Genomic DNA, 23,166 nt, shown 5'->3' on the forward strand with positions numbered 1-23,166 from the left:
CCCGAACCGACCGTCGACGAGATCTACAGCCGTCGCCGGCGGATCGCTCTCGAACGAACCAACGCCCTCGAACAGTTCCCGAAGCTGAAGGCGCGTATACGCCGCTCAGGCTCTCGCTGAACCGCGACCGTACGTCGGCCCGGCCTGCCGCCCGGTGCCCCGCCAAGGGGCGCGGACGGGCTCTGTGCAAAGGCCGGCGTCGGCGGGACGGGGGAGGCCATCGACGGAGATCGATGTCGCCTGGCCGGGCGAACGCGGCACGGAGGACGGGGAAGGGAAGCTGGTGCGCGATCTGCCCGGCGGAGGCTGGTGCCGGGACGAGCGTGGAGGAAGGGCTCACGGTCCACCGGCTGCCGCGCCCGCGGGGTCACCGCGTCCACCCTCAAGGGCGGTCCAACTGCTGCACACCGGCCTGGCTTCCCCAGCCACGCCATCCTCCTACGGACTGACCTGGACCTCTTCTCGAAGACGGCTAGGAACCATGACAAGACGCGCGCCTGCGTCCTGATTTGGCGGGCCGACTCGACGAGGAGAAGAGCGCCCACGAACTGCAGCACGCAGTGGCGGTCCTGCCCCAGCCCCCTGGATGTGCTGGGCGACATCGTCTGCATGCCAGGCTCTGCGGAGCCCCAGAGCCCTGGTCACCTTGGAGGCCGTGGCCGCGGGCAAGTCCTTCGCCGCAGCCGACGCGACGGCGTTGCCACACCTCGTCCACTCCGGCCCCAACGGCTACCGCTTCCGCCCGGTGCCGTGGGCGCCCTTACTGACCCCCATCGAACTGCTCGGCAGCGCGGCGCTCGTCGGGCGAGGCCGGCCCACAGAGCGTCGCCGGCCACGACAGGCACCGTACGCTGGCTGCACTCGAGGCCCTCTGCCTCCATGCCGCCGGTGCCCCGCGGCCATTACGGCCTTCCCCCTCCCTCTTACTACCTCGGCGATGGAAAGCGAGCACGATGAGTACGCAGCGCGTTCTGGTCGTCGATGACGAGCCCAAGATCCGCATGACCGTGCGCGGCTACCTGGAGGCGGACGGGTTCCACGTCGTCGAAGCCGCGGACGGACCGTCCGCCCTGCAGGCGCTCACCCGTGACCGGCCGGACCTTGTGGTCCTCGACGTGATGCTTCCGGGCCTGGACGGTTTCCAGGTCCTGCGCCGCATCCGGGAGGCGAGCCAGATCCCGGTGATCATGCTCACCGCCCGCGACGAAGAGGTCGACCGGCTGATCGGCTTCACCACCGGCAGCGACGACTACGTCGCCAAGCCGTTCAGCCCCGCGAACTGGCACTACGGGTGCGGGCCATCCTGCGGCGCACCGACAGCCGGTCCGAGGCGGACCACGAGGACGGCGTGCTGTGCTTCGACGGACTGACTGTCGATCCCGAGACGCGGACCGTGCTGGTCGATGCCGACCGGACCGTGGAGCTGTCCGCTCTCGACTTCGATCTGTTGTTCGCGATGGCCCGTGTCCCCGGGCGGGTCTTCACCCGGCGTGGCCTGCTGGCCCAGGTGTGGGGCGATGACTTCTTCGGCGACGAGCGCGTCGTGGACGTGCACATCCGTACTCTGCGGCGCGCGCTGGGCGACGAGGCGAGCGCACCTCGGTTCGTAGGCACCGTCCGCACCATCGGCTACCGGTTCGTCGGGCGCCCCGCCTAGCCAGCGGCCAGGAAGGACACCTATCCATGCCGCTCTCCGGCCTCCCGGCCTACCGCCGATTTCGTGCGCGGCTGCGCCGAATCCAGCAGCGGATGCCGCTGCGTAACCGGCTCGTGCTCTCGCACCTCATGGTCCTCCTCCTGGCTCTGGCGGCCATGGCGGCGATCAGCGCGCTGATCGAGGTGTGGCTCGGTTTTGACGACATCGAAGGCGACGTAGTCCTGCAGATCGGCCTCTTGTCCGGAGGGGCCGCGGCTTTCCCGGCGTCCCTCGCCCTGACCCGGTTTCTGCTGCGTCCCCTCGACAGGGTGCGCGCCGCCACGCGCCGACTCGCCGAGGGACACTACGACGACATCCTCGAACTCCCCAGCGAGCCGGGTCTGGCAGCGCTGGTCCAAGACGTCAACACGCTGGCGGCAGCCCTCGCTGACACCCAACGCCGCCGCGCCCGGCTCATCTCCGAGGTCGCCCACGAGATGCGCACCCCCATCACCATCCTCCGCGGCCAGATCGAGGGTATGGCCGACGGCATCTTCGTCCCCGATGAGGCAATGTTCGCCTCCCTCGCCGACGACCTTCACCGGCTGCAGCGATTGGCGGGCGACCTCTCCAGCCTGTCCCGGTCTGAGGAGGCGGCCTTCGACCTTCACCGCAAGCCCACGGACGTGGCCACGCTGGCCCGGGCCACGGCCGAGCGTCTGCGCCCCCAGTACGACGACCAGACGGTGGCCCTGGCCGTGGACGCAGGCACACCCGTCGGCACGTTCTGCGACCCGGACCGGATCACTCAGATCCTGGTGAACCTGCTGGGCAACGCACTGGCCGCATGCGATCCGCACGGGCATGTGGTGCTGTCCGTGCACACCGAACCTGCTCCCGTGCGCCACGTGATCGTCCGCGTCATGGACGACGGCATCGGCATCGCCGCACCCGACCTCGAACGCATCTTCCACCGCTTCGAACGCCTCGAGCATCCCGGTCGGCCCGCTGCTGCCGGTGGCAGCGGCATCGGCCTGACCATCGCGCGGGGCATCGCCCGGGCCCACGGCGGAGACATCACCGTGGAATCCGCTGGACTGGGCAAGGGAACAACGTTCACCTTGCGCCTACCGCAGGAACACGTCCCCGGGGCCGGCCTGCCTCCGGTCTCCCGCTGACTCCATCGGCCCGTCCCGGAGCGGCGGTGATGAGCAGGTCGCGGTCGCGAAGACGCCGAGCCGTGTGCTCAGTGTGCGTCGCCGACTCCGGAGACCGTGCGGCTGCCGTGGCGCGCGACACGGCCTGCATCCCGAAGGACCCTGGCCGGCGACGCCCGGATCGCATCGGCGATGGGGGCCATGACCACCAGCGTCGCCAGCCCGTCCCGAACTCCCTCTGCTTAGGAGTTCGGCGTTCCGGCAGGAGAGGCGGCGCGGTGGGTGTCGATACTCTCGATCGGATCCTGCACGTCAGGGCGCTTGATCGCGAGATAGACGACCACGATCACGAACAGCACGAGCCCCCCGAAGGTGACCGCGCCTGACCCGAGGCCAAGACCACCACCCCCTTCACCGGCATCGTGGACAGGCTTGAGAAGCCAGTCGGCCACCGAGGCGCCCAGCGGCCGGGTGAGGACGTATGCCGCCCAGAAAGCCGTGACCGGATGGAGGGCCCCGCGGCGGTAGAGGGTCCACGGAACAACGATGGCGACGCCGAACAACGCAATGGACCCCACAAAGCCGAGTCCCAGGGTGCTGGCTGTCAGGTCACCTGCCGCGGTGCCCAGGGCGAAGCTGCACATGACGGTCAGCCAGTAGAAGGTCTCGCGGCGCCGCGTGGTGATGCTGTGAACCGAGAGCGTCCCTTCCGACCGGTACCAGAGTGCGAGTACGGCAGCGGTGGCAGCGGCGTATCCGCCGGCCACCAGCGGCAGAGGTACGCCGACGACGAAGGCCACGATGTCGGCTTCGGCCGTGCCGAAGACGGCGACGCCGAGGACCGCGGTCCAATACGGGATTGCCTGGTATCGGGACGTCCGGAACTGCCACACGAAAGCGCCGACGAGAACGACAGTGGTGACGATCAGCGTGATCCAGTGGCCGCCCAGAAACATGAAGTCCGAGGCCGACTCCCCCAGACCGGTCGTGAGCAACTTGACGACCCAGAAGATCGCTGTGAGGGCGGGAACCTTGGCGTAGGGGAATCCGGTGCGGCGTGCCTGGCTGGTATCGGTCATGAGGGCTCTCCGGGGAGAGCGGAGGTGGAACCCCCGGGAACCGAGCTGCCCGCACCGCTCGGCCCCAGGAACCAGGCCACCATCCCAGGCGTCACCGAGAAGTCCAGCCGGCCGACGGCTGTCTTGTCCCCGAAGCGTTTCGCGAGTTGCCGTGCCTTGATCATCTGCTCATCCTTCGAACCGGGCTACCGCCGTTCGGTGCCCTGCAAGGACGCTAGGTGCGACAGTCGAGCAGGTCGTGGTACCGCGGGAGGAACCCCGCACCATCAGGTGGTACCGCGGTACAACCCCGTGCGCTTGTTCGCGTCGGCGCCGCGCCCAGGACCGGCCGGCCAAGGGCGGCCGTTGTCTGCAGGTGTGAACCGGCCACCGGGCTCTGCTGCCGGGTTCAGCAGCGGATCACCGACCGGATGCTGCCTGCCTGTTGGTTCCTGTTGCACGGGATGGTGGTGGGGGGGGGGGGGGGGCCCCCCCCCCCCCCCCCCCCCCCCCACCACCATCCCGTCCTGACATCCGGCCACGGCTGTCCTGCCGGCCCCGGATGGTCTCCAAAGCCCCCGAGGATCAGGCCAGTCGCAGAAGTGCTTCTGCGTTGCCGGCCAGGATGCCCTGGGTGTCCGCTGCGTCGAGACCTGCCCGTTCGATGTAGGCGACGGTGTCGAGGTAGTGCTCGCCGCCCTGGTACGGGAAGTCGCTGCCGAGGACGAGTCGGTCCGCGCCGACCGCCTGGACCGCGGCTCGCAGTGCCGCCTGGGAACTGTGGGCGACGGTGTCGTACCACATCAGGCGCGCCGCCTGGCTCGGAGGGAGGGGGGCATCCGGTGCCTCGAAGTGGGCAAGGTTGTCCCACCGCTCCAGCAGCATGGGCAACGCGCCGCCGAAGTGGGAGTTGAGGATGCGTACATGGGGGTAGCGCGTCACGAACCCACGGGTGATGAGCTGGGCCGCTACGACGGTGTCCTCCACGGGCGCGCCGACCATCCAGGTGAGGTGGTGGTCGATGATCTGCGGGGAGGCGACGCCGTCTCCGGCGGGGTGGAGGTACATCACGGTGCCGCGGCGGTCGAGTTCCTGCCATACCGGTGCGAAGGCCGGGTCGGTCAGCGCCCGGCCCGCGGCCGATGTGGTGAGGGCCACGCCCACCACTCCCGGAGCGTCGAGGACGCGGTCGAGTTCGGCCAAGGCCGCGTCGACGTGCGGCAGAGGAAGCACGACGAAGGCCAGGAAGCGGTCGGGGTGGCGATCCACCAGGTCGACGTACCGGTCGTTGATCATGCGTGCGGCTGCGGCGGCCTGATCCGGATCCGGCAGTGCGCCCGTCACCGGTGAGGCCGAGATCACCTGCCGGTCCACACCGGCCCGTTCCATCAGGGAGAAGCGGGCCTCGAGTTCCTTGTCGGTGTCGTCGGCCCCGAGCCCGCGCTGGCCGCCGGTGGTCGTGACGCCCGAGTCGGCCAGGAAGTCCAGGTAGTCGCTGGGGTAGACGTGAGCGTGCGTGTCGATGCGCATGAAGGGGTTCTTCAATCGTCGAGGGAGGGGGAAGGGGGAAGGAAAGGGGCGGGGCGGATCCCGGATTCGCTGGTGCAGGTACGTCGGACTGCCCCTGTCGCGGTCAGTGCCTCCACGTCTCCGATCAATTCCGGCGTTGACCTTGAGCACCGGGCTGGGCCCCATGGGTTCGCAATTCACTGAACGCTACGAAGGCTTCCGGCGAACTGGAACACGCCCGGCGCGGAGGCGTACGGGTGGTGTGCCGCGACAGCTTTTCGGCCGACCTGGAGAACTGTTCGCCGAGAACCTGGGCACTGGGTGGGCCCGGAGAAGGAGCGGTGTAGGAAAGCGGCTGGGCGAAATGGACAGGCCAGGCTACTTGTCGACCAGGGACATGTGGTGCTCGTTGTAGCGGTTTCCCTGTACTCCGACGCGGTCGGCGAGTTCGTTGAGGTCGGCCAGTTCGTCGGCGGAGAGGGGCAGTCGGGTGGCGCCGATGTTCTCCTCGATGCGTGCGGTGCGCCGGGTTCCGGGGATCGGAACGATCGACGGATGCTGCGCGAGCAGCCAGGCGAGCGCGACCTGGCCAGGTGTAGCGTCCTTGGCCTGCGCAAGCCGTGTGACGTGGTCGACGAGGGCTTGGTTCGTCGCCCGGTTCTCGGCTGTGAACCGTGGAATGTTCGTGCGGACGTCGTCGGCGGTGAATGGCGTCGTCGCGTCCACCGTCCCGGTCAGGAACCCCTTGCCGAGCGGGCTGAAGGGTACGAATCCGATGCCGAGTTCCCAGCAGGTCGGCAGAACCTCATTCTCGGGGTCCCGGGTCCAGAGCGAGTACTCGCTCTGCACTGCCGTCACCGGGTGCACCGAGTGTGCGCGGCGGATGGTTTGCGCACTGGCCTCGGAAAGCCCGAAACAGCGCACCTTACCTTCCTGTACGAGCTCCCCCACGGTGCCGGCGACGTCTTCGATCGGCACCTCAGGATCAACGCGGTGCTGATAGAAAAGGTCGAGCCTTTCGACCCTGAGCCGTTTGAGGGAAGCGGTAGCGACGGCGCGGATCTGCTCGGGCCGGCTGTTGAGTCCGGCGGGGGAGCCGTTCTCGATGCGGAATCCGAACTTTGTGGCGATCACTGCCTGGTCCCGTACCGGAGCGAGGGCTTCTCCGAGGAGCTCTTCGTTGACGTAGGGGCCGTACACCTCCGCGGTGTCGAAGAACGTGACTCCGCGGTCGACGGCACTACGCAGTACGGCGATCATGTCGGTGCGATCGCCGGGGTTGGGGCCGTAGCTCTGGGACATTCCCATGACCCCGAGACCGATGGCGGAGACACGCAGGTCACGTCCGAGCGTTCGGGTGTGCATTCTTCCTCCTCGTTGCTGGCAATACCGGTGGGTGGGCTCCAGGCCATGGGCAGGCCGCCGCCGCATCCGGTGTCGTCGCGAATTGCTTTTCCTTCGTGCGTCGAGCCCGTCGACTTACGTACAGGGCGGGACGACCATGCCGACGTGTCATGCGCGACAGCGCGTCGGAGGCCGCCTCGACGTACTCACGTGAGTTCTCCGCCTCGACGGCGACCAGCGCGAGTACCTCCTGACCCTGACGGGTCGATCGCCGCGCCCACGACGGCCAGGAGTTCCAGCCGCAGATGGGGTACCTGCTCGACGACCTCACCCTGACCGCGGAGTTCGTCGTGACGGCTCGGCCGCAGCTCTGGTGGTGGCCATCGTGCCGGCCACGTCGGGAGCGTGATCGCGCTGAGGGCCGGTGTACTGCGGTTCACCGCGTTGTCCGCGGAAACAGGCGCTTGGCGTTCGCCGTCGTGAGCGATCGCCATGTCGTGTCCTGCGCCGGTGGTTCGGCCGCGTCGATCGCCGCGATGTGGGCGTCGGCCAACGGCGCGGGCGTCCAGCAGTAGTCGCTGCCGAAGAGCACGCGGTCAGGGTCGACGAGCTTCAGCAGTGCGGGGACCTGGCGCGGGAAGGCTGTGCCCGCCATGTCGTAGTACAGGCCGCGGAGTTGCTGCACCGCGTCGGGGCTGGGCGGCTGGCGCGCATGCAGGAACAGGCTCATGAACTCGTTGATGCGGTCGGCCAGGACGGGAATCGCGCCGCCGCAGTGCGGGACGATCACCCGCATGTTCGGGTGACGCGTCAGGACGCCCGCCATCACCAGGTCCGTGACGGTTCGGGCCGTGTCGAAGATGTACTCGACCATCGGACGGGGTCTGCCGAGCGCCGACTGTTCCCAGCACGCGGGTGAGGTGGGGTGCAGGAAGACCACCGCCCGCCGCCGGTCGAGGTCCGCGAAGACCGGGTCGAGGCGCTGGTCGCCCAGGTACACCCCGTGGGTGTGAGTCATCAACGCCACGCCGTCGGCGCCGAGTTCGTCGAAGGAGAAGGCGATCTCCTCCAACGCACCCTCGACGTCCGGCAGCGGAAGCGACACGAAGTTGCCGAAACGGCCCGGGTGGTCCCGGGTCAGTTCGGCGGTGTACTCGTTGACGCGCCGGGCGAGGAGGCGGGCCCCCTTGTCGTCGCCGAAGTGCACACCGGGGGAGGACATGGAGAGCATCGCGGTCTCGATGCCGTTGCGGTCCATCAGATCGAGATGGGCTTGCACGGACCATGACGGCCAGCCGCCCATGCCGTCGGGGTGCGTGTGGCCGGCTGCCGTCGCCTGCTGGACGTAGAAGTCGGGAAGCAGGTGGGCGTGGACATCGATGAGGCTGGAGGACATGGCAGCGGGATTCCTTCTCGTGGGGCTCGCGTCGTCAAGGCAAATACCGCAATCCGCCTACTCCACCTGCTCGCCTCCGGCCAACCGGACCTCTTCGTTGTCCAGGGCCGCCTGGAGCCGGCGGAGCACGGTGTCGTCGATCTGCGACTCGTCGCGCAGGCGGACGACGGTCGCACGCTTTGTGGCGATGAGGGCGAGGCGGAGGTCGGTGTAGTGGCGGTTGTGGAGCAGGGCTGGATCGTCGTGGGTGCCCGCGCCCCTCGCTCGTGCGGTCGCCAGGTTGGCCTCGTACTCCTGGCGCAGCCACTCCATGACCTTCGGGGTGGTGCCCAGGTCAAGGGCGAGCTGGGGCAGCGCCTTGATGGCCTCCTCGGTCGCCGTCGTCTCGGCGAGGACCTGTTCCTCGTCGACGGAGGTGTCGCGCGGCAGCCGGGCCCAGCGCACCACGCCCGGTAGCAGCAGCCCCTGCACCACGAGGGTCACCACGATGACGCCCGAGGTGACGAAGACGATGAACGCTCGACCGGGGAACGGCTCACCCGAGTCGAGGGTCTCCGGTACGGAGAGCGCCACGGCCAGCGACACCGCGCCCCGGAAGCCCGCCAACCCGCTGACGACGCGGGCCCGGTCACTCATTCTCCGCAGCCGCTGCTCGGGACGCCGGTCGATTACGCGGATCAGGTAGGCGGAGGAGAACAGAAAAGCGAACCGGACCGCGACCAGGACCACGCTGATCGCTCCGACCGCGATCAGTGCGTCCCTGAGGTCGGATCGGCTCAGGTGGCGCAGTGCGTACTGCAGTTCCACTCCGACCAGGACGAACAGCGTGCCGTTGATGATGAAGGTGGCCAGCGGCCAGAAGGCCAGTGCCTGACGGCGGTGATCGGCGCGGATGAGGCTCGGAGCCACCTGGGCCATGATCAGGCCGCTCACAACGACCGCGAGGACGCCGGAGGCGTGAATCTGTTCGGCGAGCAGATACGCCGTGAACGGCGCCAGGATCATGACGAGGTTGCCCAGCAGGGGATCGTCCAGCCTGCGTCGCAGGTTCATGTTGATCCAGGCGACCGCAACGCCGACCGCGGCCCCTCCGCCGTAGGCCAGCAGGAACAGCGCTCCGACGTGCGGCAGTGTGAGGTGCTCCTCGCCGACGGTGATGCCGACCGCCAGGCCGTAGATGACCAGTGCGGTGCCGTCGTTGACGAGGCTTTCCGCGCGCAGCACGGTGATCTGACGCCGAGGGAGGGAGCCGGCCAGTGCGCCGACCGCTGTGGCGTCGGTGGGGGCGACGGCCGCGCCCAGGGCCCACGCCGGTCCCCACGGCAGTCCCAGCGCGTGCCCGGCGACCGCCACAGCCCCTGCGGTGAGGATCACCAGGACCGTGCTCAGCAGGACGATGCCGCGCAGGTTCGTACGAATCTCCCGCATCGACGTGGTCAGACTCTCCCAGTACAGCAACACGGGAAGGAAGAGCAACAACACTACTTCGGGCGGGAGTTGGGTCTGGCGGACGGCCGGGACGAGGCCGATGAGCGCGCCCACGACGAGCAGCACGACGGGCGGCGCGACGTGGAAGCGCTGCCCCAGAACGTTGCCCACCAGCACGGCCGCACCCAGGACGACAACGAGTTCGAGACCGAGCATGGTGCTTACTCCTGTGCGGGAATGGCTGTCGGTGGTGGCTCAGCGGCTTCCACCGGGATCGTCTCGGTCATCGGGGCACGAGTCGCAGTGTCGTGGTTCGCGCCGCGACCAAGGGGTTGACGTACGCGTCGCCGAAGCGGCCGTACTTGGTGCGGTACGCGGTGTCGACGCGGTCGTCGACCTCGGAGTCCGCCACCTGGACGAAGGTGACGTCCTTGTCGACGCCTCCGGAGCGGATGTGCCCCTCGTGGCCGGCGCGGGCTGTGCGCCACCAGCCGCCGTCCGTACCGCGGAAGGAGCGGACGTAGAGGTCGTCGCCGTCGCGGACGACCCAGATCGGCACCGGACCCCGCAGTGTGCCGTCACCTCGGCGCGGTACCATCTCCAACTCGTCGGCCGCGGCGATGCGATCGAGTTCGTCGTTCGTCCATTTCGTCATCGGTGTTCTCCGGTCGAGAAGGCGGCGAGCGGGGCGGACATGCGGGAACTCCCGAGGCCGGGCAACGCGTAAGGCGGCGCCGCTGTGGTGGAGGGTGCCGGAACACTCGTCGTGTTCAGGCGGGAGTGGTGGTGAGCGGCTCGCCGAGGTGGGTACGGGTGATGCCGAGTGAGTCCTCGAAGACGCGATAGTCGTTGATCAGCCCGTCGGTGACGGTGAAACGCAGGATCATCTCGCTTTCGAGTACCTGCCCCGATGGGTGGAACCGGGAGGAGTACCGGCCCGGTGCCAGGACCCGTCCGTCGGCCTCCACCATGGTGCCCAGCTCGAATGACAGCGGCTCGACGGCGGCGAAGAACGCGGTGAGGGACTGCCGGATCTCCCCCGGACCGGTGCGGCTCCCAGCCCATGGGGTCAGCGCCGGATCGCCCGGAATCGTCCAGGTCGCCTCGGGCGTGAAGTGGGAGAGGACGCGCTCCAAGTCACGCGTGCCGAAGGACTCGAAGTACGCCTCGACGGTGGCGATCGCCTCGCTGGTCATGGCTGTCGGTCCGTTCTGTTCGGTGGCTGCGACGGGCTGGCGGCCGAGCCGCCGCCAGTCGGGGCCGGCGGTCGTGGGAGCCGTCGACCGGCGCCCACCACCGCCCGGACTTCAGATCACGGGCGCAGCAATGCCTTGATGGCGCGGCGCTCGTCCATGGCCTTGTAACCTTCTGCGACCTCGTCCAGGGGCAGGGTGAGGTCGAAGACCTTGCCCGGGTTGATACGGCCGCCGACGACGCGCTCGATCAGGTCGGGAAGGTAGGCGCGCACGGGGGCGGGACCACCGCGCAGACCGACGTGGGAGAAGAAGAGCTCCTGGCCGTCGATCTCCACGTCGTGCGGCATGCCGACGAAGCCGACGTTGCCGCCGGGACGGGCGGACTGCAGGGCCTGGTGCATGGACTGCTGGGTACCGACGCATTCGAGGACGGACTCGGCGCCGATGCCCTTCGTCAGTTCCTTGACGCGGGCGACGCCTTCCTCGCCGCGTTCGGCAACGATGTCGGTCGCGCCGAATTCCAGGGCCAGCTTCTGCCGGGACTCGTGCCGACTCATGGCGATGATGCGCTCGGCGCCCAGTTCCTTGGCGGCGATGACGCCGCACAGGCCCACCGCTCCGTCACCGACGACCACGGCCGTCGAACCGGGCCTGACCTCGGCCGCCGTGGCGGCGTACCAGCCGGTGCCCATGACGTCGGAGAGCGTCAGCAGGCTGGGGATCAGCTCCTCGGTCGGCTGCTCCGGGGTGGCGACCAGGGTGCCGTCGGCGAGGGGGACGCGGACGTACTCGGCCTGGCAGCCGTTGGGGAAGTCCCGGTGTATGCAGTTGGTCTGGTAGCCGGCCTGGCAGTTCGGGCAGGTGTTGTCGGAGGCGATGAAGGAGCCGATGACGAACTGGCCGGGCTGGACGTTCGAGACGTCGCTGCCGACCTCTTCGACGATGCCGACGTACTCGTGGCCGATCGGCTGCGGTTCGGTGACCGGGTTGATGCCCCGGTAGCTCCACAGGTCGGATCCGCACACACAGGTGGCGACGGTGCGGATGACCGCGTCCGTGGGCGCCACGATCTTCGGCTCGGGGGCGTTCTCCACCCGGATGTCCCCGGGCGCGTGAATGATGGTTGCTCGCATAATGGCCTCCCAGTTCCTCTCGGTCTGTCGTGGCGTCAGGGGCGGGTACGGGTGCTGACGCGCGGGCCGTTGTAGTCGTCGTCCGGGACGTGTTCGAGCCAGGTGGTGTCGTCCGTCTCCCACAGCGCGAGATGGACCATGAACTGGTCGGGAGCGGCACCGTGCCAGTGCTCCTCACCCGGGGGCGTGTGGATGACGTCGCCGGGATGGGCCTCGATGATGTCGCCGCCACGGGACTGCACCAGGGCGATGCCTTCGACGATGTAGAGGGTCTGGCCAAGGGCGTGGGAGTGCCAGGCGGTGCGGGCTCCGGGAGTGAACCGGACCAGGTTGGCCCGCATCCGCGAGGGGTCCTCACCGCGGTGGATCACGTCGGCGTAGGCGTCACCGGTGAACCACTCGGCAGGGAGCTTCGTGGTGGGAGGCCGCTTCAGCAGTTCCATGGTGTGTCGTTCCTCTGGTGTGGTGCTGCCGCCGGACCGCGCGGCGGCGGTGTGTGGGGGGAGAGCCCGAGATGTGGGTTGGGATATGTGCGGGCGGAGGAGCATCAGCCGGACTGGTCGGACTTCTCCACGATCTCCTTGAGCTGGGTCATCGCCGACATGGCGTTGGGCCATCCGGCGTAGAAGGCCAGATGGGTGATGGCCTCGATCAGTTCGTCTTTGGTGACACCGTTCTCCAGCGCCTTGCCGAGGTGGAAGCCGAGCTGGTCGATCCGGTACAGAGAGGCCAGAGCGGTGACGGTGACGAGGCTGCGGTCCCGAGGGGACAGGCCCGGCCGCTCCCAGATGTCCCCGAACAGGACTGTGTCGGTCACCTCCGCGAGCTTGGGGGCGAACTCCTGGATGGCCGGCGGCGCGAACTTCTTCCGTTCAGACATGAGGTGGTGCTCCTGGCGTGGTTTCGGGTGGGGGGACTTCACGCTGCCCGGTCTCTGTCGGGGGGGCTGGGTGGGCTCACCGAGCATCGAGGCGAGGGCGAGATGAGATACACGTGGGTTTCGAGGCAGCCGGCACGGGTGTCGGGGGTGTGCGGGTCACCGGTGAGCGCCGTGCCGCGGCCGAAGAAGGAGGCATCCGTCCGCACCGGCTGCCCTCGCCTCCTCCGCCTGCCACAGAAATACTGGATATCGGTGACGTCCGGGAAATCATTCTTTCCGCAGGTCGGTCGTTCCGCTCATGGGGGGTGCACGTTCCGCAGACCGATCCCGGTCACCGAACGCGCCACCGAGCCTGTCACCGTCAGGTGCCCCTGCAAAGGGGAGAATTCCATCCGAGGAATCTCTTATCCAGGGGAGAAATCCTTACCCCCCTCCCGATGGCCGAGCGATGCCACACTGGCGTCATGACCGGCGACGCGCATGTGAATGAGCTGGGAGAATTCCTCAAGGCGCGCAGGGCCGAGCTGACCCCGGGCGCCGTCGGTCTGCCCGACACCGGTGGCCGACGCGTGCCCGGCCTGCGCAGGGAGGAGGTCGCCCTGCTAGCCTCCATCAGCGCCGACTACTACACACGGTTGGAGCAGGGCCGCATCCAGGCGTCCGCGTCAGTGCTGGCTGCTCTCGCCCATGTGCTGCACCTGTCCGATCACCAGCGTGCCCACTTGTTCGAACTGGGCGGCCGACAACGGGCACGACATCGCCGTCCGGCCGCACAGAAGGCGCATCCGCAGTTGCGCCGCCTGCTCGACGATCTCACCTCGAGTCCTGGCGTGGTGATCGGCCGCCGTATGGACATCCTGGCGTGGAATCCGCTCGCCGTCGCCCTGTTCACCGATTTCGCGAAGGTGCCGGAAGGCAGGCGGAACTGCGTCCGCATCCTCTTCACCGATCCCTCCATGCGGACGCTTTACGCAGACTGGCGGGCCGTCGCCCGTGACTGCGTTTCCCATCTGCGCAGGGAGGCCGCCAAACACCCCGAGGATCCGCAGTTGATCAGCCTGGTCGGGGAACTCTCCGTGGAGGACAGCGAATTCGGCCAATGGTGGGGAAGTCGTCCCGCGCCGTCGCGCAGGGCGGGCGTCAAGAGGTTCCACCATCCCCTCGTGGGCGAACTCGCCTTGGACTGGGACACCCTCGTCTGCGGCGGCGATCCCGATCAGGAACTCGTCGTCTGGACAGCAGAGCCGGGCACGCCGTCGTACGACGGACTGCGCGCCCTCGCCTCGCGGGCCACCGGTCCGCCCGGCGGGCTCACGGCCGGGACGGCCGGCTGATACGACGGCCTGACCGGCCCCGCCGATCCGCGAAGGACAGACGACAGACCTGGGAGAAAAACCTCCCCCTTACATTTCGGCTGAACACTGTGACACTCGATGCTATGTACACCAAGGTGCAATTGTCTGAACTGGGAGAATTCCTCAAGGTGTGCCGGGCCCAAGTCAGCCCGCCGGCCGTCGGTCTGCCCGAGTCCGGGACGGCCCGGCGAGTGCCAGGGCTGCGCCGTGAGGAGGTCGCCCAACTCGTGGGGATCAGCACCCACGCCTACGCCCGGCTGGAACAGGGGCGCGCCCCTGTGTCGAGGTCGGTGCTCGCCACGCTCGCCCGCGTCCTGCACCTCGACGACGCCCAGCGCGACCACCTCTTCGAGCTGGCTGCGGGGGGCGAGTGCGAACCACGCCGCCGACCGGTGCAGAAGGTTCACCCGCAGCTCAGACGTATCCTGGACGAGCTGACCACGACCCCCGCACTCGTCCTCGGACGGCGCCTCGACATCCTCGCCTGGAATCCCCTCGCGGCCGCTCTGCTCACCGACTTCGACAACGTGCCCGCCAAGAAGCGCAACTACGCGCGGCTGATGTTCACCGACCCCGGCTTCCGGGAGCTCTGCCTCGACTGGAGGACGAACGCCCGCACCTGCGTCGCCCATCTGCGCCTGGAGGCCGCCCGGCACCCCGGCGACCCCGGACTGACCGCGCTCGTCGGCGAGTTGTCCGTCGCCGACGCCGACTTCCGGCAGTGGTGGGCGGGCCGCCAGATGAACGGCCTGCGGATGGGCACCAAGAGGCTGCGCCATCCGATCGTCGGCGACCTCACCCTCGACTGGGACAGTCTGACCCCCACCGCCGACCCCACACAGAAGCTGGTGATCGCGACCGCCGATCCCGGTAGCCCGTCCCACGACGGGCTTCTGTTCCTGGCGTCGTGGACCGCGGAACCGGACCAGCCCGCACAGAATGAGGCAGCCTGAAGTCTCCGGGGCCAAACGGTTCGCCGACAGTCACAGGGCTCGGGACCACCGTGGCCGCCGCCAAGCGAGGCCGCCGGGGCGAGCAAGTCACGTGCGCACCTGCCTCGCTCAGGGACTGTCTCTGCTTTCCGCCGCTACTCGCCGGCGCCTTCAACCATGGCGCCGGCGAATCTCGTTCACCTGCAACGTCGTGCCGCTCGGCGCATCGGACCGCGCGGGTCAGTGCAGCCGCGCGAGGTCGATGGCGTTCGCCATCGCCTGGTCGCCCGCGGAGTTCGGGTGCAGGTGGTCTCCGCTGTCGTAGGAGGCGCGGAGCTTCAGTGGGTCGGACGGGTCGGCGACGGTCTTGGCGAAGTCGATGGTGCCGTCGAAGGCGTGACTGGTGAGGATCCAGTGGTTGACCTTCTGGCGGATCGCGTCGCCGGCGGCGGTGTAGTAGGGGCCGCCCTTGGTGTTGGTGTAGGTGGCGTCCTTGTAGGGGAGGAGGGTGCCGCCGTAGATGCGGACGTGGGCGGTGTGCGCCTTGGCGATCAGGGCGCGGTAGCCGTCGATCAGGTCCTGGACGGTGAGTGGTTTGCCGTCGGGGCCGGCGTTGTTGCCTATGTCGTTGATGCCTTCGAGCAGGATCACGCTGTGGACCCGGGAGGCGCCGAGGGCGTCGTGGGCGAAGCGATCCGATCCGCTGACGCCGAGTTCGGGCTCGGCGGCCGGTGCGTCGGTCAAGAGCCGGTTGCCGCTGATACCCGCGTTCACAACGCCCAGGCGGCTGCCACCCGGCTGCGCGGCGAGGCGGCGGGCGAGGTCGTCCGGCCAGCGGGTGTTGGTGCCCGGTGAAGAGGCGAATCCGTCGGTGATGGAGTCGCCGAAGGCGACAAGGGTGCTGCGTGCGCGGAAGTTGAGGACGTCCAGGCCGTCCAGGAAGTACCAGGAGCTGGTGGTGCCGGGGTAGTTCGCGGTGCCGGTGTCCCCGGTGTGGTCGCCCCTCGTGGAGACGTAGCTGGTGTCCCGGGCGACGGAGTGGAAGGTGGCGGGGCCGGTCCTCTTCGGAAGATAGACGCTCACCAGCAGGTCCTCATCGGCGGTGACGGTGAAGTCGACGGCGTCACTGTGGAGTTCGCCCCCTGCCGGGATCACTGCTCCGTGGGCGCCGTGGAAGGTGACCTTGTGCCGGGTGTGGGCGGCGACACTCCCGCCCGAGGTGCGTACGGCGGCGTTGACGGCACCGATCACCAGCGGTGCGCTGCCGTACTTGTTACTCAATCGCAGCCGCACCTTCTGCCCCGCGATGGTGGTGTGCACCACCATCCGCACCGTCTGATCGGAGAAACTGGGCCCGCCGGCCGTCATGCCCGCTTCCCACCCACCGACCCATGGCTGCCCTGTCGCGTCGGCCGCCGCCGTGCCGGACGCGGCGAGCGCCCCGGACACCAGCAATGCCAACGTGACCTCGCGGGTACGTCGGGTGCGGAACTTCATCGTCATCCACTCCTTTTCTGAGGACATATGGCGCTGCTCCTTGGAGAGGGCGTCGCAGGTTGTGCCCTTGCAGAATTGCACCGAATGCCCGCGCTGAGGGGGGTAAGGATTTGTACCTGGATAGGTGACGCTCAGGCGGGAACGCGGCTGTTCGCGGGTTTTTTCTCAAGCCGGGGAACCCCATGCGGGATTCGGAAATCCCTCGGCTGTCTTTCGTGTGACCCGTAGGCAACCGAGCGCAATGGAGTAACCGAACTATGGCACCGGAGAAGTCGACGACACCGAAGTGATCTCCGCCTACCAGGTCAATGAGGCTTATGAGCGCGTGCCGGCCATGACGTCCGTCACCGCTCAGTCATCGGCGCCGCCACCATCGCCTGATCTGAGCGCGCCGGGTCGTCGGCCGCTCGACCGCAGACCTTCTGATGGGAGCAGTGTGAGTACCCCAGTGATCCCGAGCGCGCCGCGCGAGCGGACGCCCGGCCGTGCCCTGGCCGTCGTGCTGGCCCTGCTGACCGTGTTCGGGCCGATCTCGATGGACCTCTACCTGCCGGTGCTGCCGGCGCTCACGAACGAACTGCACGCGTCGACGTCGGCCGCGCAGCTCACGGTCACCGCCTGTCTGCTCGGTCTGGCGTTCGGCCAGCTGGTCGCGGGCCCCTTGTCGGACCGGTTCGGCCGCCGCCGCCCGATGCTGGCCGGTGCCGTCGCCTACATCGCCACCTCACTGCTGTGCGCGTTCAGCCCCAGCGTCGAGTCACTGGTCGCCGCCCGCTTCGTACAGGGCCTCGCCGGGGCCGTCGGCATCGTGATCGCCCAGGCCGCCGGACGCGACCTGTACTCCGGCGGCAAGCTCGTGCGCTACTACGGCCGCCTCACCGTGATCGGCGGACTGGCAGCCATCGTCGGACCCGTCCTGGGCGGCCAGCTCGCCGCATTCACCGACTGGCGCGGCGTCTTCGGATTCCTCGCCCTGCTCGGCGCCGTGATCCTCACCGCCTGCCTCACCGTCTTCCGTGAGACCCTTCCCGCGGCCGGGCGCACGGGCGGCGGACTGGCCCAGAGCGGACGCGACTTCCGCCGACTGCTGGCCGACCGTCTCTTCCTCGGCGCGGTCCTGATCACCGGGTTCGTCAACGCCGCCCTGTTCGCCTACCTCAGCGGCGCCACCTACGTCCTGCAGGGCATCTACGGGCTCTCCCCACAGGGTTATTCGTTCGCGTTCGGCCTGAACTCCGCCGGCTTCATGGTGTTCGGCTTCGTCGCCGGACGGCTCTCCGAACGGTGGTCGGAAAAGGGCACCCTCGTCCTGGGCCTGGCCATGACCCTGACCGGCGCGGCAGGCCTGCTCGCCACCGGCGCGCTGCGACTGCCGCTGGCCGCCATCGTGCTGTCCCTGCTGACCATGGTCAGTGGCGTCGCCACTACCACCCCGCCCTGCACCTCGCTCGCCCTCGCGCACTACCCCGAGATCGCCGGCACCGCGTCCTCACTGCTCGGCATGGCGCGTTTCGCCTTCGGTGGGATGGCCGCCCCGCTCGTCGGCCTCGGTGGTTCCGGCACCGCCCTTCCTCTCGGACTCGTGACCGTCACCTGCGGCCTCCTCGCCGTGATCGTCCACGCCCTCGCCGTGCACCCCCGCACCAGGGCGGCGGAGCACACCGTCGCCCCCGGACGACCCGTCGACCAGGTGACGTCCGCCTCCTGACCCTCCCGCCGTGCGCGGGACGGGTACGCATCCATCCCGCGCCGCCAAGAAAGGACACCCCATGCACTACGCACACCTCGGCCGCAGCGGCCTGAAGGTCAGCCGCCTCGCACTGGGCACCATGAACTTCGGCGACGCCACTGACGAGGCCACCAGCTTCAAGATCATGGATGCGGCGGTGGACGCGGGCATCAACCTGTTCGACACCGCCGACGTGTACGGCGGCCCGCAGTCACCCGACATGAAGCAGGGCTACGGCCTGTCGGAAGAGATCATCGGGCGCTGGCTCGCCCAAGGCGGCGGACGTCGGGACCAGATCGTGCTGGCCACCAAGCTGTACCAGCCGATGGGCCCGGGCCCGAACGACAAGTACCTGTCCGCGTACAAGATCCGCCGGGCGGTCGAGGCCAGCCTTCTGCGCCTGCAGACCGACCACATCGACCTGTACCAGATGCACCACATCGACCGGTCGACGCCGTGGGAGGAGATCTGGCAGGCCATGGAACAGCTGGTCCGCGAGGGCAAGATCACCTACGTCGGCAGCAGCAATTTCGCCGGGTGGCAGATCGCCACCGCCCAGAACGCGGCAGCCGATCGCCACTTCATGGGCCTGGTGTCCGAGCAGAGCCTGTACAACCTCACCGCACGCACCATCGAGCTGGAAGTGATTCCCGCCCTGCGCCATTACGGGATCGGGCTCATCCCCTGGAGCCCTCTGGGCGGCGGCCTCCTCGGTGGAGTCCTGCAGAAGATCGAGAACGGCCGCCGCGCTTCCGCCCAGATGCGGCAGACCATCGAGCGATACCGGCCCCAGCTGGAGGCGTACGAGGCTCTGTGCGCCGAGCTCGGCGCACCGCCCGCCGACGTCGCGCTGGCCTGGCTGCTGCACAACCCCGTCCTCACGGCCGTGATGGCGGGTCCCCGCACGCCCGAGCAGCTCGCGGCCGGCCTGCGGGCTCTCGACGTGCAGCTGTCGGACGACACCCTGCGCAAGCTTGATGAGATCTGGCCCGGCCCCGGTGGCGAGGCACCCGAGGCATACGCCTGGTAGACCACGCAACGGCCTGCGTGCAGGAGGCGGCCCCGGAACGCATCGTGACGCGGCGGCCGTTCCTGTTGTCCGATGATCGAACTCCAGATCATCCGGCGCCAGGCTCACCCCCTCAGGAGCGGATGGCCAACCTCGCCAGAACCCGGCCCGGCGTACGGAGCCCGCTTCATATGCAGGGCGCCGGGTGGGGGAGGACTCCATCCCCCGGAAGACCGGTACCGGGGAGGGAAAAGGACCCTCTTCACTTCTCCCTCGGCAAGGGAGAATTCACTGTCCAACGCGGAAGTGGACGGCGGACCGAGCGTCTTCACCATGCCGTTGAAACCGGCCTGCATCACCCGGCGTGGCGCACGCCGGCCTGCACTCACCTGGACACCCCCGACGGGAACAGGATGAGCCGCGGCCGGAGCACTGCTGCGGGTCCCGCTCAGTGATGCTGATCGGCCTGTTCGGCCGCACGGACTGCCGTCTCGCTGACCCGGCGCCGCGCTCGGCTGCGTCGCACTCCTCGCGTGACCCCTGGCCGCCGCGGGCCGCTCCTCCCCGAGAGACGTAACTGAACGCCCTTCCCGAACGTCGGGAATTCTCCGCTGCTCTAGTTTGGAGTGTTTGACCATGACCACCGCACAACACAAGATCGGCTCCGGGTTCGACGCCAGGAGCACCGCCGACGACGTCCTCCAGGGCATCGACCTGGGCGGGAAGCTCGCGATCGTCACCGGCGGCTACTCGGGCATCGGCCTGGAGACCACCCGTGCGCTCACACGGGCCGGCGCCCGTGTCGTCGTCCCCGCGCGCCGGCCCGCAGACGCACGGGGTGCGTTGCAGGGGGTCTCCGGCGTCGAGGTGGACGAGCTGGACCTCGGCGACCTGGAGAGCGTGCGCGGCTTCGCGGAGAGGTTCCTCGCCTCAGGCAGGAGTGTCGACTTCTTCATCGACAGCGCCGGGATCATGGCATGCCCCGAAACGCGGGTCGGACCCGGCTGGGAGGCCCAGTTCGCGATCAATCACCTCGGCCACTTCGCCCTCGTCAACCGTCTGTGGCCGGCCCTCGAAACCGGTGGCGCACGGGTCGTCTCCGTCTCCTCCGGAGGCCACCACATGTCCGGCATCCGCTGGGACGACATCCACTGGCAGCAGAGCTACGACAAGTGGCAGGCGTACGGGCAGGCGAAGACCGCAAACGCGCTCTTCGCCGTGCACCTGGACAGGCTTGGCAAGGACTTCGGCGTCCGCGCCTTCGCCGTGCACCCCGGCGTCATCATCACACCGCTCCTGCGGCACGTGCCCGAGGAGGAGAAGGTGGAATTCGGCTGGTTCGACGAGGACGGCAACCTGCGCGACCCCGACTTCTTCAAGACCCCGCAGCGGGGCGCGGCCACACAGGTGTGGGCGGCGACCTCACCCCAGCTGGCCGACCTGGGCGGCCTCTACCTCGAGGACTGCGACGTCGCCGAGCCCGCTCCCGCCGACGGCGAGATGCGCGGTGTCAAGGACTGGGCGACCGACCCGGAGCAGGCGGCGCGCCTGTGGGAGCTGTCGGCGGAGCTGGCCGACGTGAACGCGTTCGCCGCGTAGCACGTGTGGCCGGACGTCGTCCGGCGTCCGGCCACACCCGTGCGGTGGCGTCGAGGGGTGCCCCCTCGGCGCCCTTACGTGTCGCACATCAGAACGTCAGCACCAGTCGGCCCCGCACACCGCCAGCGGCGAGGAGCCGGTGTGCCTCGGCGGCCTGCTCCGCCGGAAACGTCCTGGCCACCCGGAGGGTGATCTGGCCGTCCTCCACCTGCTGCCGCAGTCGGTCGAGCTTGGCGCGCTCACGGGCGTAGCGGAACACGACGATGGGCTCGTAGACGATGCCGCGTTCGCCGGGACCGTCGTAGCCGCGCAGTGTGACCACCCGGCCACCGTCTCGTACCGCCCGGGCGGTGAGAGCGCCGAGCGAGGCGCCGTCGAGGAGTCCGTCGACGCCCTCCGGGACCTCTTCGCGTACCCGGTCCGGGTACGCGGCGCCGCGAGGGAGGACGATGTCGGCACCGAGTTCCTTGACCAGGGTCTCGTCCTGCTCCGAGGCGTCGGCCACCACCCGCAGCCCGTCCGCTTTGGCCAGTTGGACGGCGTAGCCGCCGACCGCGCCGGCCGCTCCTGTGACGGCGACGGTCTGCCCGGCCTCCAGGCCGAGCGTGTCCAGGGCCAGGCGCGCGGTCAGAGCGTTCATCGGCAGCGACGCGGCCTGCTCGTCGCTCGCGCCGTGGGGTGCGCGGACCACCGACTCGGCAGGTACGACGACCTGCTCGGCGTAGGCGCCGTGGGAGCCGTCGGCGAGCACGATCGCCATCACGTGGTCACCGACGCTCAGGTCCGTGTCGGTACCCGCGCCGATCTGGTCCACGACGCCGCCGGCCTCCATGCCGGGAACGAACGGAGGCCGGGCATCCGGGGACCGGGCGGGGCCGCTGCGCTGGAGGGCGTCGACAGCGTTGACGGTCGCGGCGCGTACCCGGATGCGCACCTCTCCCGGGCCGGCATCCGGGACAGGCAGCTCCAGGACGTGAAGCACTTCCGGCCCGCCGAATTCCGTGAAACCTACAGCCTTCATGCGAAGCACCTCGTTGTCTGACATGCGGTCGTTGAGGTGTTCGACTTTTCCGTCTTGCGTACGCCCGGAAAAGGGGAAACATCTTGGCGGGGATACGGTCATAGGGGGGACGCATTCCTCCCCCCATGCGCGTCACCGCACCGCTGGTCAGCCCTTGTGGACGCGCGTGCAGAGGGGGCTCAGGTCGCCGCGTCGGACGCCGTCGGCTTCTGGTCGGCGGCCCAGGACGCGAGGAGGCGCAGCTTGTCGTGGGAGGGGGTGCCGGGTTCGGCGTTCCACACGATGATGTGCTGGTCGGGATCCGTGCCACAAGTGAGGGTGTTCCAGTCGAGCGTCAGCTCGCCCACCACCGGGTGGCGCAGCTTCTTGACGCCCTTGCCCCGCATCGCGACGTCGTGTTCGGTCCACCACTGCCGGAACTGCGCGTCACGGGCGGAGAGTTGCTCGACCAGTGCGGTGAGAGGCTGGTCGTCGGGGTAGCGCGCGCTCTCCATGCGCAGTTGGGCGATGGCCAGTCGGGTGACCTCTTCCCAGTCGACGTACAGCTCGCGCATCCAGGGTTCGGTGAACAGCAGCCGGACGAACACCCGCTCCGGCTCGGGGTAGCGCCCGAAATCGGTCCACAGGGCGGCGGCGAGCTGGTTCCAGCCGAGGATGTCGGTGCACCGGCCGATGACGAAGGCCGGGGAGGCGGTGAGATCGTCCAGCATGCGCTGCAGCTGCGCGTCCACCTGCTGGCGCTCGCGGTACGCGGACCGGCGAACCCGCTCTTTGGCCGCGAGGTCGAAGAGGTAGGTGCGCTGGTCGTCGTTGAGCCGCAGAGCCTGGGCGATCTCGTCGAGGAGGGGAGCCGATGCCTGGAGCCGGCCCTGCTCGATCCGTGTGTAGTACTCAGTGCTGATCGCGGCGAGGAGTGCCACTTCCTCACGGCGCAGACCCTTCACCCGCCGCCGGGGTCCGCCGCGGAGGCCGACATCGGAGGGGGTGAGTTCAGCACGGCGGGCTTTGAGGAATTCACCCAGCTCGTTGAGATGCGGGTTGCGGTTCATGACCTTCAGCCTCGCACAAACGCCGCATCTTGTGAGGGGGACAGATCGTTCCCCTGGCTGATCGGCCAGTGGGCGACGATCTCCTCGGGGTTCGTGGTCGGTCCTGTGACAGCGCCGGGGGGGCGGGGGGGGGGCCCCCCCCCCGCCCCCCCGCGGGGGGGGGGGGGGGGGGGGCCGGCCGTAGATAGGCCGGAGCGGGGGTGTGGGTCGAGTGTTTTAACAACGGTTTTTTTATGGG

General features: G+C 68.9%; 22 protein-coding genes. 8 read left to right on the forward strand and 14 right to left on the reverse strand.

The window, feature by feature from the left end:
* Positions 1–953: 953 nt before the first annotated feature.
* Genes ACIRP7_RS44335 through ACIRP7_RS44345 form a run of 3 tightly spaced genes read left to right on the forward strand, consistent with a single transcriptional unit; the run spans position 954 to position 2,814 of the window.
* Positions 954–1,370 (forward strand): response regulator, encoded by a 417-nt coding sequence (locus ACIRP7_RS44335; protein WP_403672352.1) that lies wholly within the window; start codon positions 954–956, stop codon positions 1,368–1,370.
* On the forward strand, positions 1,349–1,657 hold the full coding sequence (locus ACIRP7_RS44340) for a winged helix-turn-helix domain-containing protein (protein WP_403672355.1): 309 nt from the start codon (positions 1,349–1,351) through the stop codon (positions 1,655–1,657). Before ACIRP7_RS44335 ends, ACIRP7_RS44340 begins: the two co-directional genes overlap by 22 nt.
* A gap of 26 nt (positions 1,658–1,683) precedes the next feature.
* Positions 1,684–2,814, forward strand: a complete 1,131-nt coding sequence (locus ACIRP7_RS44345) for a sensor histidine kinase (protein WP_403672357.1) — start codon at positions 1,684–1,686, stop codon at positions 2,812–2,814.
* A gap of 221 nt (positions 2,815–3,035) precedes the next feature.
* Here ACIRP7_RS44345 and ACIRP7_RS44350 read toward each other — a convergent pair whose 3' ends face one another.
* The 11 genes from ACIRP7_RS44350 to ACIRP7_RS44400 all read right to left on the reverse strand — a co-directional run bounded on the left by ACIRP7_RS44350 (position 3,036) and on the right by ACIRP7_RS44400 (position 12,737).
* Positions 3,036–3,872 (reverse strand): hypothetical protein, encoded by an 837-nt coding sequence (locus ACIRP7_RS44350; RefSeq protein WP_403672360.1) that lies wholly within the window; start codon positions 3,870–3,872, stop codon positions 3,036–3,038.
* Positions 3,869–4,036: a hypothetical protein gene (locus tag ACIRP7_RS44355; RefSeq protein ID WP_403672363.1), complete on the reverse strand. Its 168-nt coding sequence runs from the start codon at positions 4,034–4,036 to the stop codon at positions 3,869–3,871. Before ACIRP7_RS44355 ends, ACIRP7_RS44350 begins: the two co-directional genes overlap by 4 nt.
* Before the next feature lie 400 nt (positions 4,037–4,436).
* Positions 4,437–5,381, reverse strand: a complete 945-nt coding sequence (locus ACIRP7_RS44360) for an amidohydrolase family protein (RefSeq protein ID WP_403672366.1) — start codon at positions 5,379–5,381, stop codon at positions 4,437–4,439.
* A gap of 357 nt (positions 5,382–5,738) precedes the next feature.
* Positions 5,739–6,725, reverse strand: a complete 987-nt coding sequence (locus ACIRP7_RS44365; RefSeq protein WP_403672369.1) for an aldo/keto reductase — start codon at positions 6,723–6,725, stop codon at positions 5,739–5,741.
* A 415-nt stretch (positions 6,726–7,140) separates the two neighbouring features.
* Positions 7,141–8,100, reverse strand: coding sequence for an amidohydrolase family protein (locus ACIRP7_RS44370; RefSeq protein WP_403672371.1), 960 nt, complete (start codon positions 8,098–8,100; stop codon positions 7,141–7,143).
* A 57-nt stretch (positions 8,101–8,157) separates the two neighbouring features.
* Positions 8,158–9,744: a Na+/H+ antiporter gene (locus ACIRP7_RS44375; RefSeq protein ID WP_403672374.1), complete on the reverse strand. Its 1,587-nt coding sequence runs from the start codon at positions 9,742–9,744 to the stop codon at positions 8,158–8,160.
* 67 nt (positions 9,745–9,811) lie between these two features.
* Complete coding sequence (locus tag ACIRP7_RS44380) at positions 9,812–10,183, reverse strand: DUF2255 family protein (RefSeq protein WP_403672377.1); 372 nt, start codon at positions 10,181–10,183, stop codon at positions 9,812–9,814.
* A gap of 115 nt (positions 10,184–10,298) precedes the next feature.
* The gene (locus tag ACIRP7_RS44385) at positions 10,299–10,724 is read right to left on the reverse strand and encodes a nuclear transport factor 2 family protein (protein ID WP_403672380.1); all 426 of its coding nucleotides are present in this window, start codon (positions 10,722–10,724) and stop codon (positions 10,299–10,301) included.
* A gap of 116 nt (positions 10,725–10,840) precedes the next feature.
* Entirely contained in the window at positions 10,841–11,857 is a 1,017-nt protein-coding gene (locus ACIRP7_RS44390) for a zinc-dependent alcohol dehydrogenase family protein (RefSeq protein ID WP_403672383.1), read from the reverse strand.
* Positions 11,858–11,892: 35 nt separating this feature from the next.
* Positions 11,893–12,300, reverse strand: a complete 408-nt coding sequence (locus ACIRP7_RS44395) for a cupin domain-containing protein (RefSeq protein WP_403672385.1) — start codon at positions 12,298–12,300, stop codon at positions 11,893–11,895.
* A 104-nt stretch (positions 12,301–12,404) separates the two neighbouring features.
* A complete protein-coding gene (locus ACIRP7_RS44400) occupies positions 12,405–12,737 on the reverse strand; it encodes a carboxymuconolactone decarboxylase family protein (RefSeq protein WP_403672387.1) in 333 nt (110 codons plus the stop codon).
* A gap of 464 nt (positions 12,738–13,201) precedes the next feature.
* Between ACIRP7_RS44400 and ACIRP7_RS44405 the strand changes: the two genes are divergently transcribed.
* Positions 13,202–14,071 carry a helix-turn-helix transcriptional regulator gene (locus ACIRP7_RS44405; RefSeq protein ID WP_403672390.1) on the forward strand — a complete coding sequence of 290 codons (870 nt, stop codon included), beginning with the start codon at positions 13,202–13,204 and terminating at the stop codon, positions 14,069–14,071.
* Between the two features lie 104 nt (positions 14,072–14,175).
* Positions 14,176–15,045, forward strand: coding sequence for a helix-turn-helix transcriptional regulator (locus ACIRP7_RS44410; protein WP_403672393.1), 870 nt, complete (start codon positions 14,176–14,178; stop codon positions 15,043–15,045).
* Positions 15,046–15,264: 219 nt separating this feature from the next.
* On the opposite strand, the gene ACIRP7_RS44415 is transcribed toward ACIRP7_RS44410, so the two are convergent.
* Entirely contained in the window at positions 15,265–16,548 is a 1,284-nt protein-coding gene (locus ACIRP7_RS44415) for an SGNH/GDSL hydrolase family protein (protein WP_403672396.1), read from the reverse strand.
* 409 nt (positions 16,549–16,957) lie between these two features.
* Here ACIRP7_RS44415 and ACIRP7_RS44420 point away from each other — a divergent pair, with 409 nt between their 5' ends.
* The 3 genes from ACIRP7_RS44420 to ACIRP7_RS44430 all read left to right on the forward strand — a co-directional run bounded on the left by ACIRP7_RS44420 (position 16,958) and on the right by ACIRP7_RS44430 (position 20,858).
* Complete coding sequence (locus tag ACIRP7_RS44420; protein WP_403672399.1) at positions 16,958–18,229, forward strand: multidrug effflux MFS transporter; 1,272 nt, start codon at positions 16,958–16,960, stop codon at positions 18,227–18,229.
* Positions 18,230–18,290: 61 nt separating this feature from the next.
* Positions 18,291–19,280, forward strand: a complete 990-nt coding sequence (locus ACIRP7_RS44425; protein WP_403672402.1) for an aldo/keto reductase — start codon at positions 18,291–18,293, stop codon at positions 19,278–19,280.
* Positions 19,281–19,895: 615 nt separating this feature from the next.
* Positions 19,896–20,858, forward strand: coding sequence for an SDR family NAD(P)-dependent oxidoreductase (locus ACIRP7_RS44430; protein ID WP_403672405.1), 963 nt, complete (start codon positions 19,896–19,898; stop codon positions 20,856–20,858).
* Between the two features lie 88 nt (positions 20,859–20,946).
* Here the strand turns inward: ACIRP7_RS44430 and ACIRP7_RS44435 are convergent, their stop codons facing one another.
* Complete coding sequence (locus ACIRP7_RS44435; protein WP_403672408.1) at positions 20,947–21,879, reverse strand: NADP-dependent oxidoreductase; 933 nt, start codon at positions 21,877–21,879, stop codon at positions 20,947–20,949.
* A 179-nt stretch (positions 21,880–22,058) separates the two neighbouring features.
* A complete protein-coding gene (locus ACIRP7_RS44440) occupies positions 22,059–22,928 on the reverse strand; it encodes a helix-turn-helix domain-containing protein (RefSeq protein ID WP_403672411.1) in 870 nt (289 codons plus the stop codon).
* Between the last annotated feature and the right edge of the window lie 238 nt (positions 22,929–23,166).

The organism is Streptomyces sp. NPDC102270, from assembly GCF_044766405.1.
In the GTDB taxonomy this organism is placed as follows: Bacteria; Actinomycetota; Actinomycetes; order Streptomycetales; family Streptomycetaceae; genus Streptomyces.

Excerpts from the sequence above, each read along its gene's own strand:
- ACIRP7_RS44370 (WP_403672371.1), bottom strand. The coding sequence starts at position 8,100 with ATGTCCTCCAGCCTCATCGATGTCCACGCCCACCTGCTTCCCGACTTC.
- ACIRP7_RS44430 (WP_403672405.1), top strand. The coding sequence starts at position 19,896 with ATGACCACCGCACAACACAAGATCGGCTCCGGGTTCGACGCCAGGAGC.
- ACIRP7_RS44335 (WP_403672352.1), top strand. The coding sequence starts at position 954 with ATGAGTACGCAGCGCGTTCTGGTCGTCGATGACGAGCCCAAGATCCGC.
- ACIRP7_RS44440 (WP_403672411.1), bottom strand. The coding sequence starts at position 22,928 with ATGAACCGCAACCCGCATCTCAACGAGCTGGGTGAATTCCTCAAAGCC.
- ACIRP7_RS44395 (WP_403672385.1), bottom strand. The coding sequence starts at position 12,300 with ATGGAACTGCTGAAGCGGCCTCCCACCACGAAGCTCCCTGCCGAGTGG.
- ACIRP7_RS44380 (WP_403672377.1), bottom strand. The coding sequence starts at position 10,183 with ATGACGAAATGGACGAACGACGAACTCGATCGCATCGCCGCGGCCGAC.
- ACIRP7_RS44435 (WP_403672408.1), bottom strand. The coding sequence starts at position 21,879 with ATGAAGGCTGTAGGTTTCACGGAATTCGGCGGGCCGGAAGTGCTTCAC.
- ACIRP7_RS44350 (WP_403672360.1), bottom strand. The coding sequence starts at position 3,872 with ATGACCGATACCAGCCAGGCACGCCGCACCGGATTCCCCTACGCCAAG.
- ACIRP7_RS44400 (WP_403672387.1), bottom strand. The coding sequence starts at position 12,737 with ATGTCTGAACGGAAGAAGTTCGCGCCGCCGGCCATCCAGGAGTTCGCC.
- ACIRP7_RS44385 (WP_403672380.1), bottom strand. The coding sequence starts at position 10,724 with ATGACCAGCGAGGCGATCGCCACCGTCGAGGCGTACTTCGAGTCCTTC.
- ACIRP7_RS44355 (WP_403672363.1), bottom strand. The coding sequence starts at position 4,036 with ATGATCAAGGCACGGCAACTCGCGAAACGCTTCGGGGACAAGACAGCC.
- ACIRP7_RS44365 (WP_403672369.1), bottom strand. The coding sequence starts at position 6,725 with ATGCACACCCGAACGCTCGGACGTGACCTGCGTGTCTCCGCCATCGGT.
- ACIRP7_RS44360 (WP_403672366.1), bottom strand. The coding sequence starts at position 5,381 with ATGCGCATCGACACGCACGCTCACGTCTACCCCAGCGACTACCTGGAC.
- ACIRP7_RS44375 (WP_403672374.1), bottom strand. The coding sequence starts at position 9,744 with ATGCTCGGTCTCGAACTCGTTGTCGTCCTGGGTGCGGCCGTGCTGGTG.
- ACIRP7_RS44425 (WP_403672402.1), top strand. The coding sequence starts at position 18,291 with ATGCACTACGCACACCTCGGCCGCAGCGGCCTGAAGGTCAGCCGCCTC.
- ACIRP7_RS44345 (WP_403672357.1), top strand. The coding sequence starts at position 1,684 with ATGCCGCTCTCCGGCCTCCCGGCCTACCGCCGATTTCGTGCGCGGCTG.
- ACIRP7_RS44390 (WP_403672383.1), bottom strand. The coding sequence starts at position 11,857 with ATGCGAGCAACCATCATTCACGCGCCCGGGGACATCCGGGTGGAGAAC.
- ACIRP7_RS44405 (WP_403672390.1), top strand. The coding sequence starts at position 13,202 with ATGACCGGCGACGCGCATGTGAATGAGCTGGGAGAATTCCTCAAGGCG.
- ACIRP7_RS44410 (WP_403672393.1), top strand. The coding sequence starts at position 14,176 with ATGTACACCAAGGTGCAATTGTCTGAACTGGGAGAATTCCTCAAGGTG.
- ACIRP7_RS44415 (WP_403672396.1), bottom strand. The coding sequence starts at position 16,548 with ATGTCCTCAGAAAAGGAGTGGATGACGATGAAGTTCCGCACCCGACGT.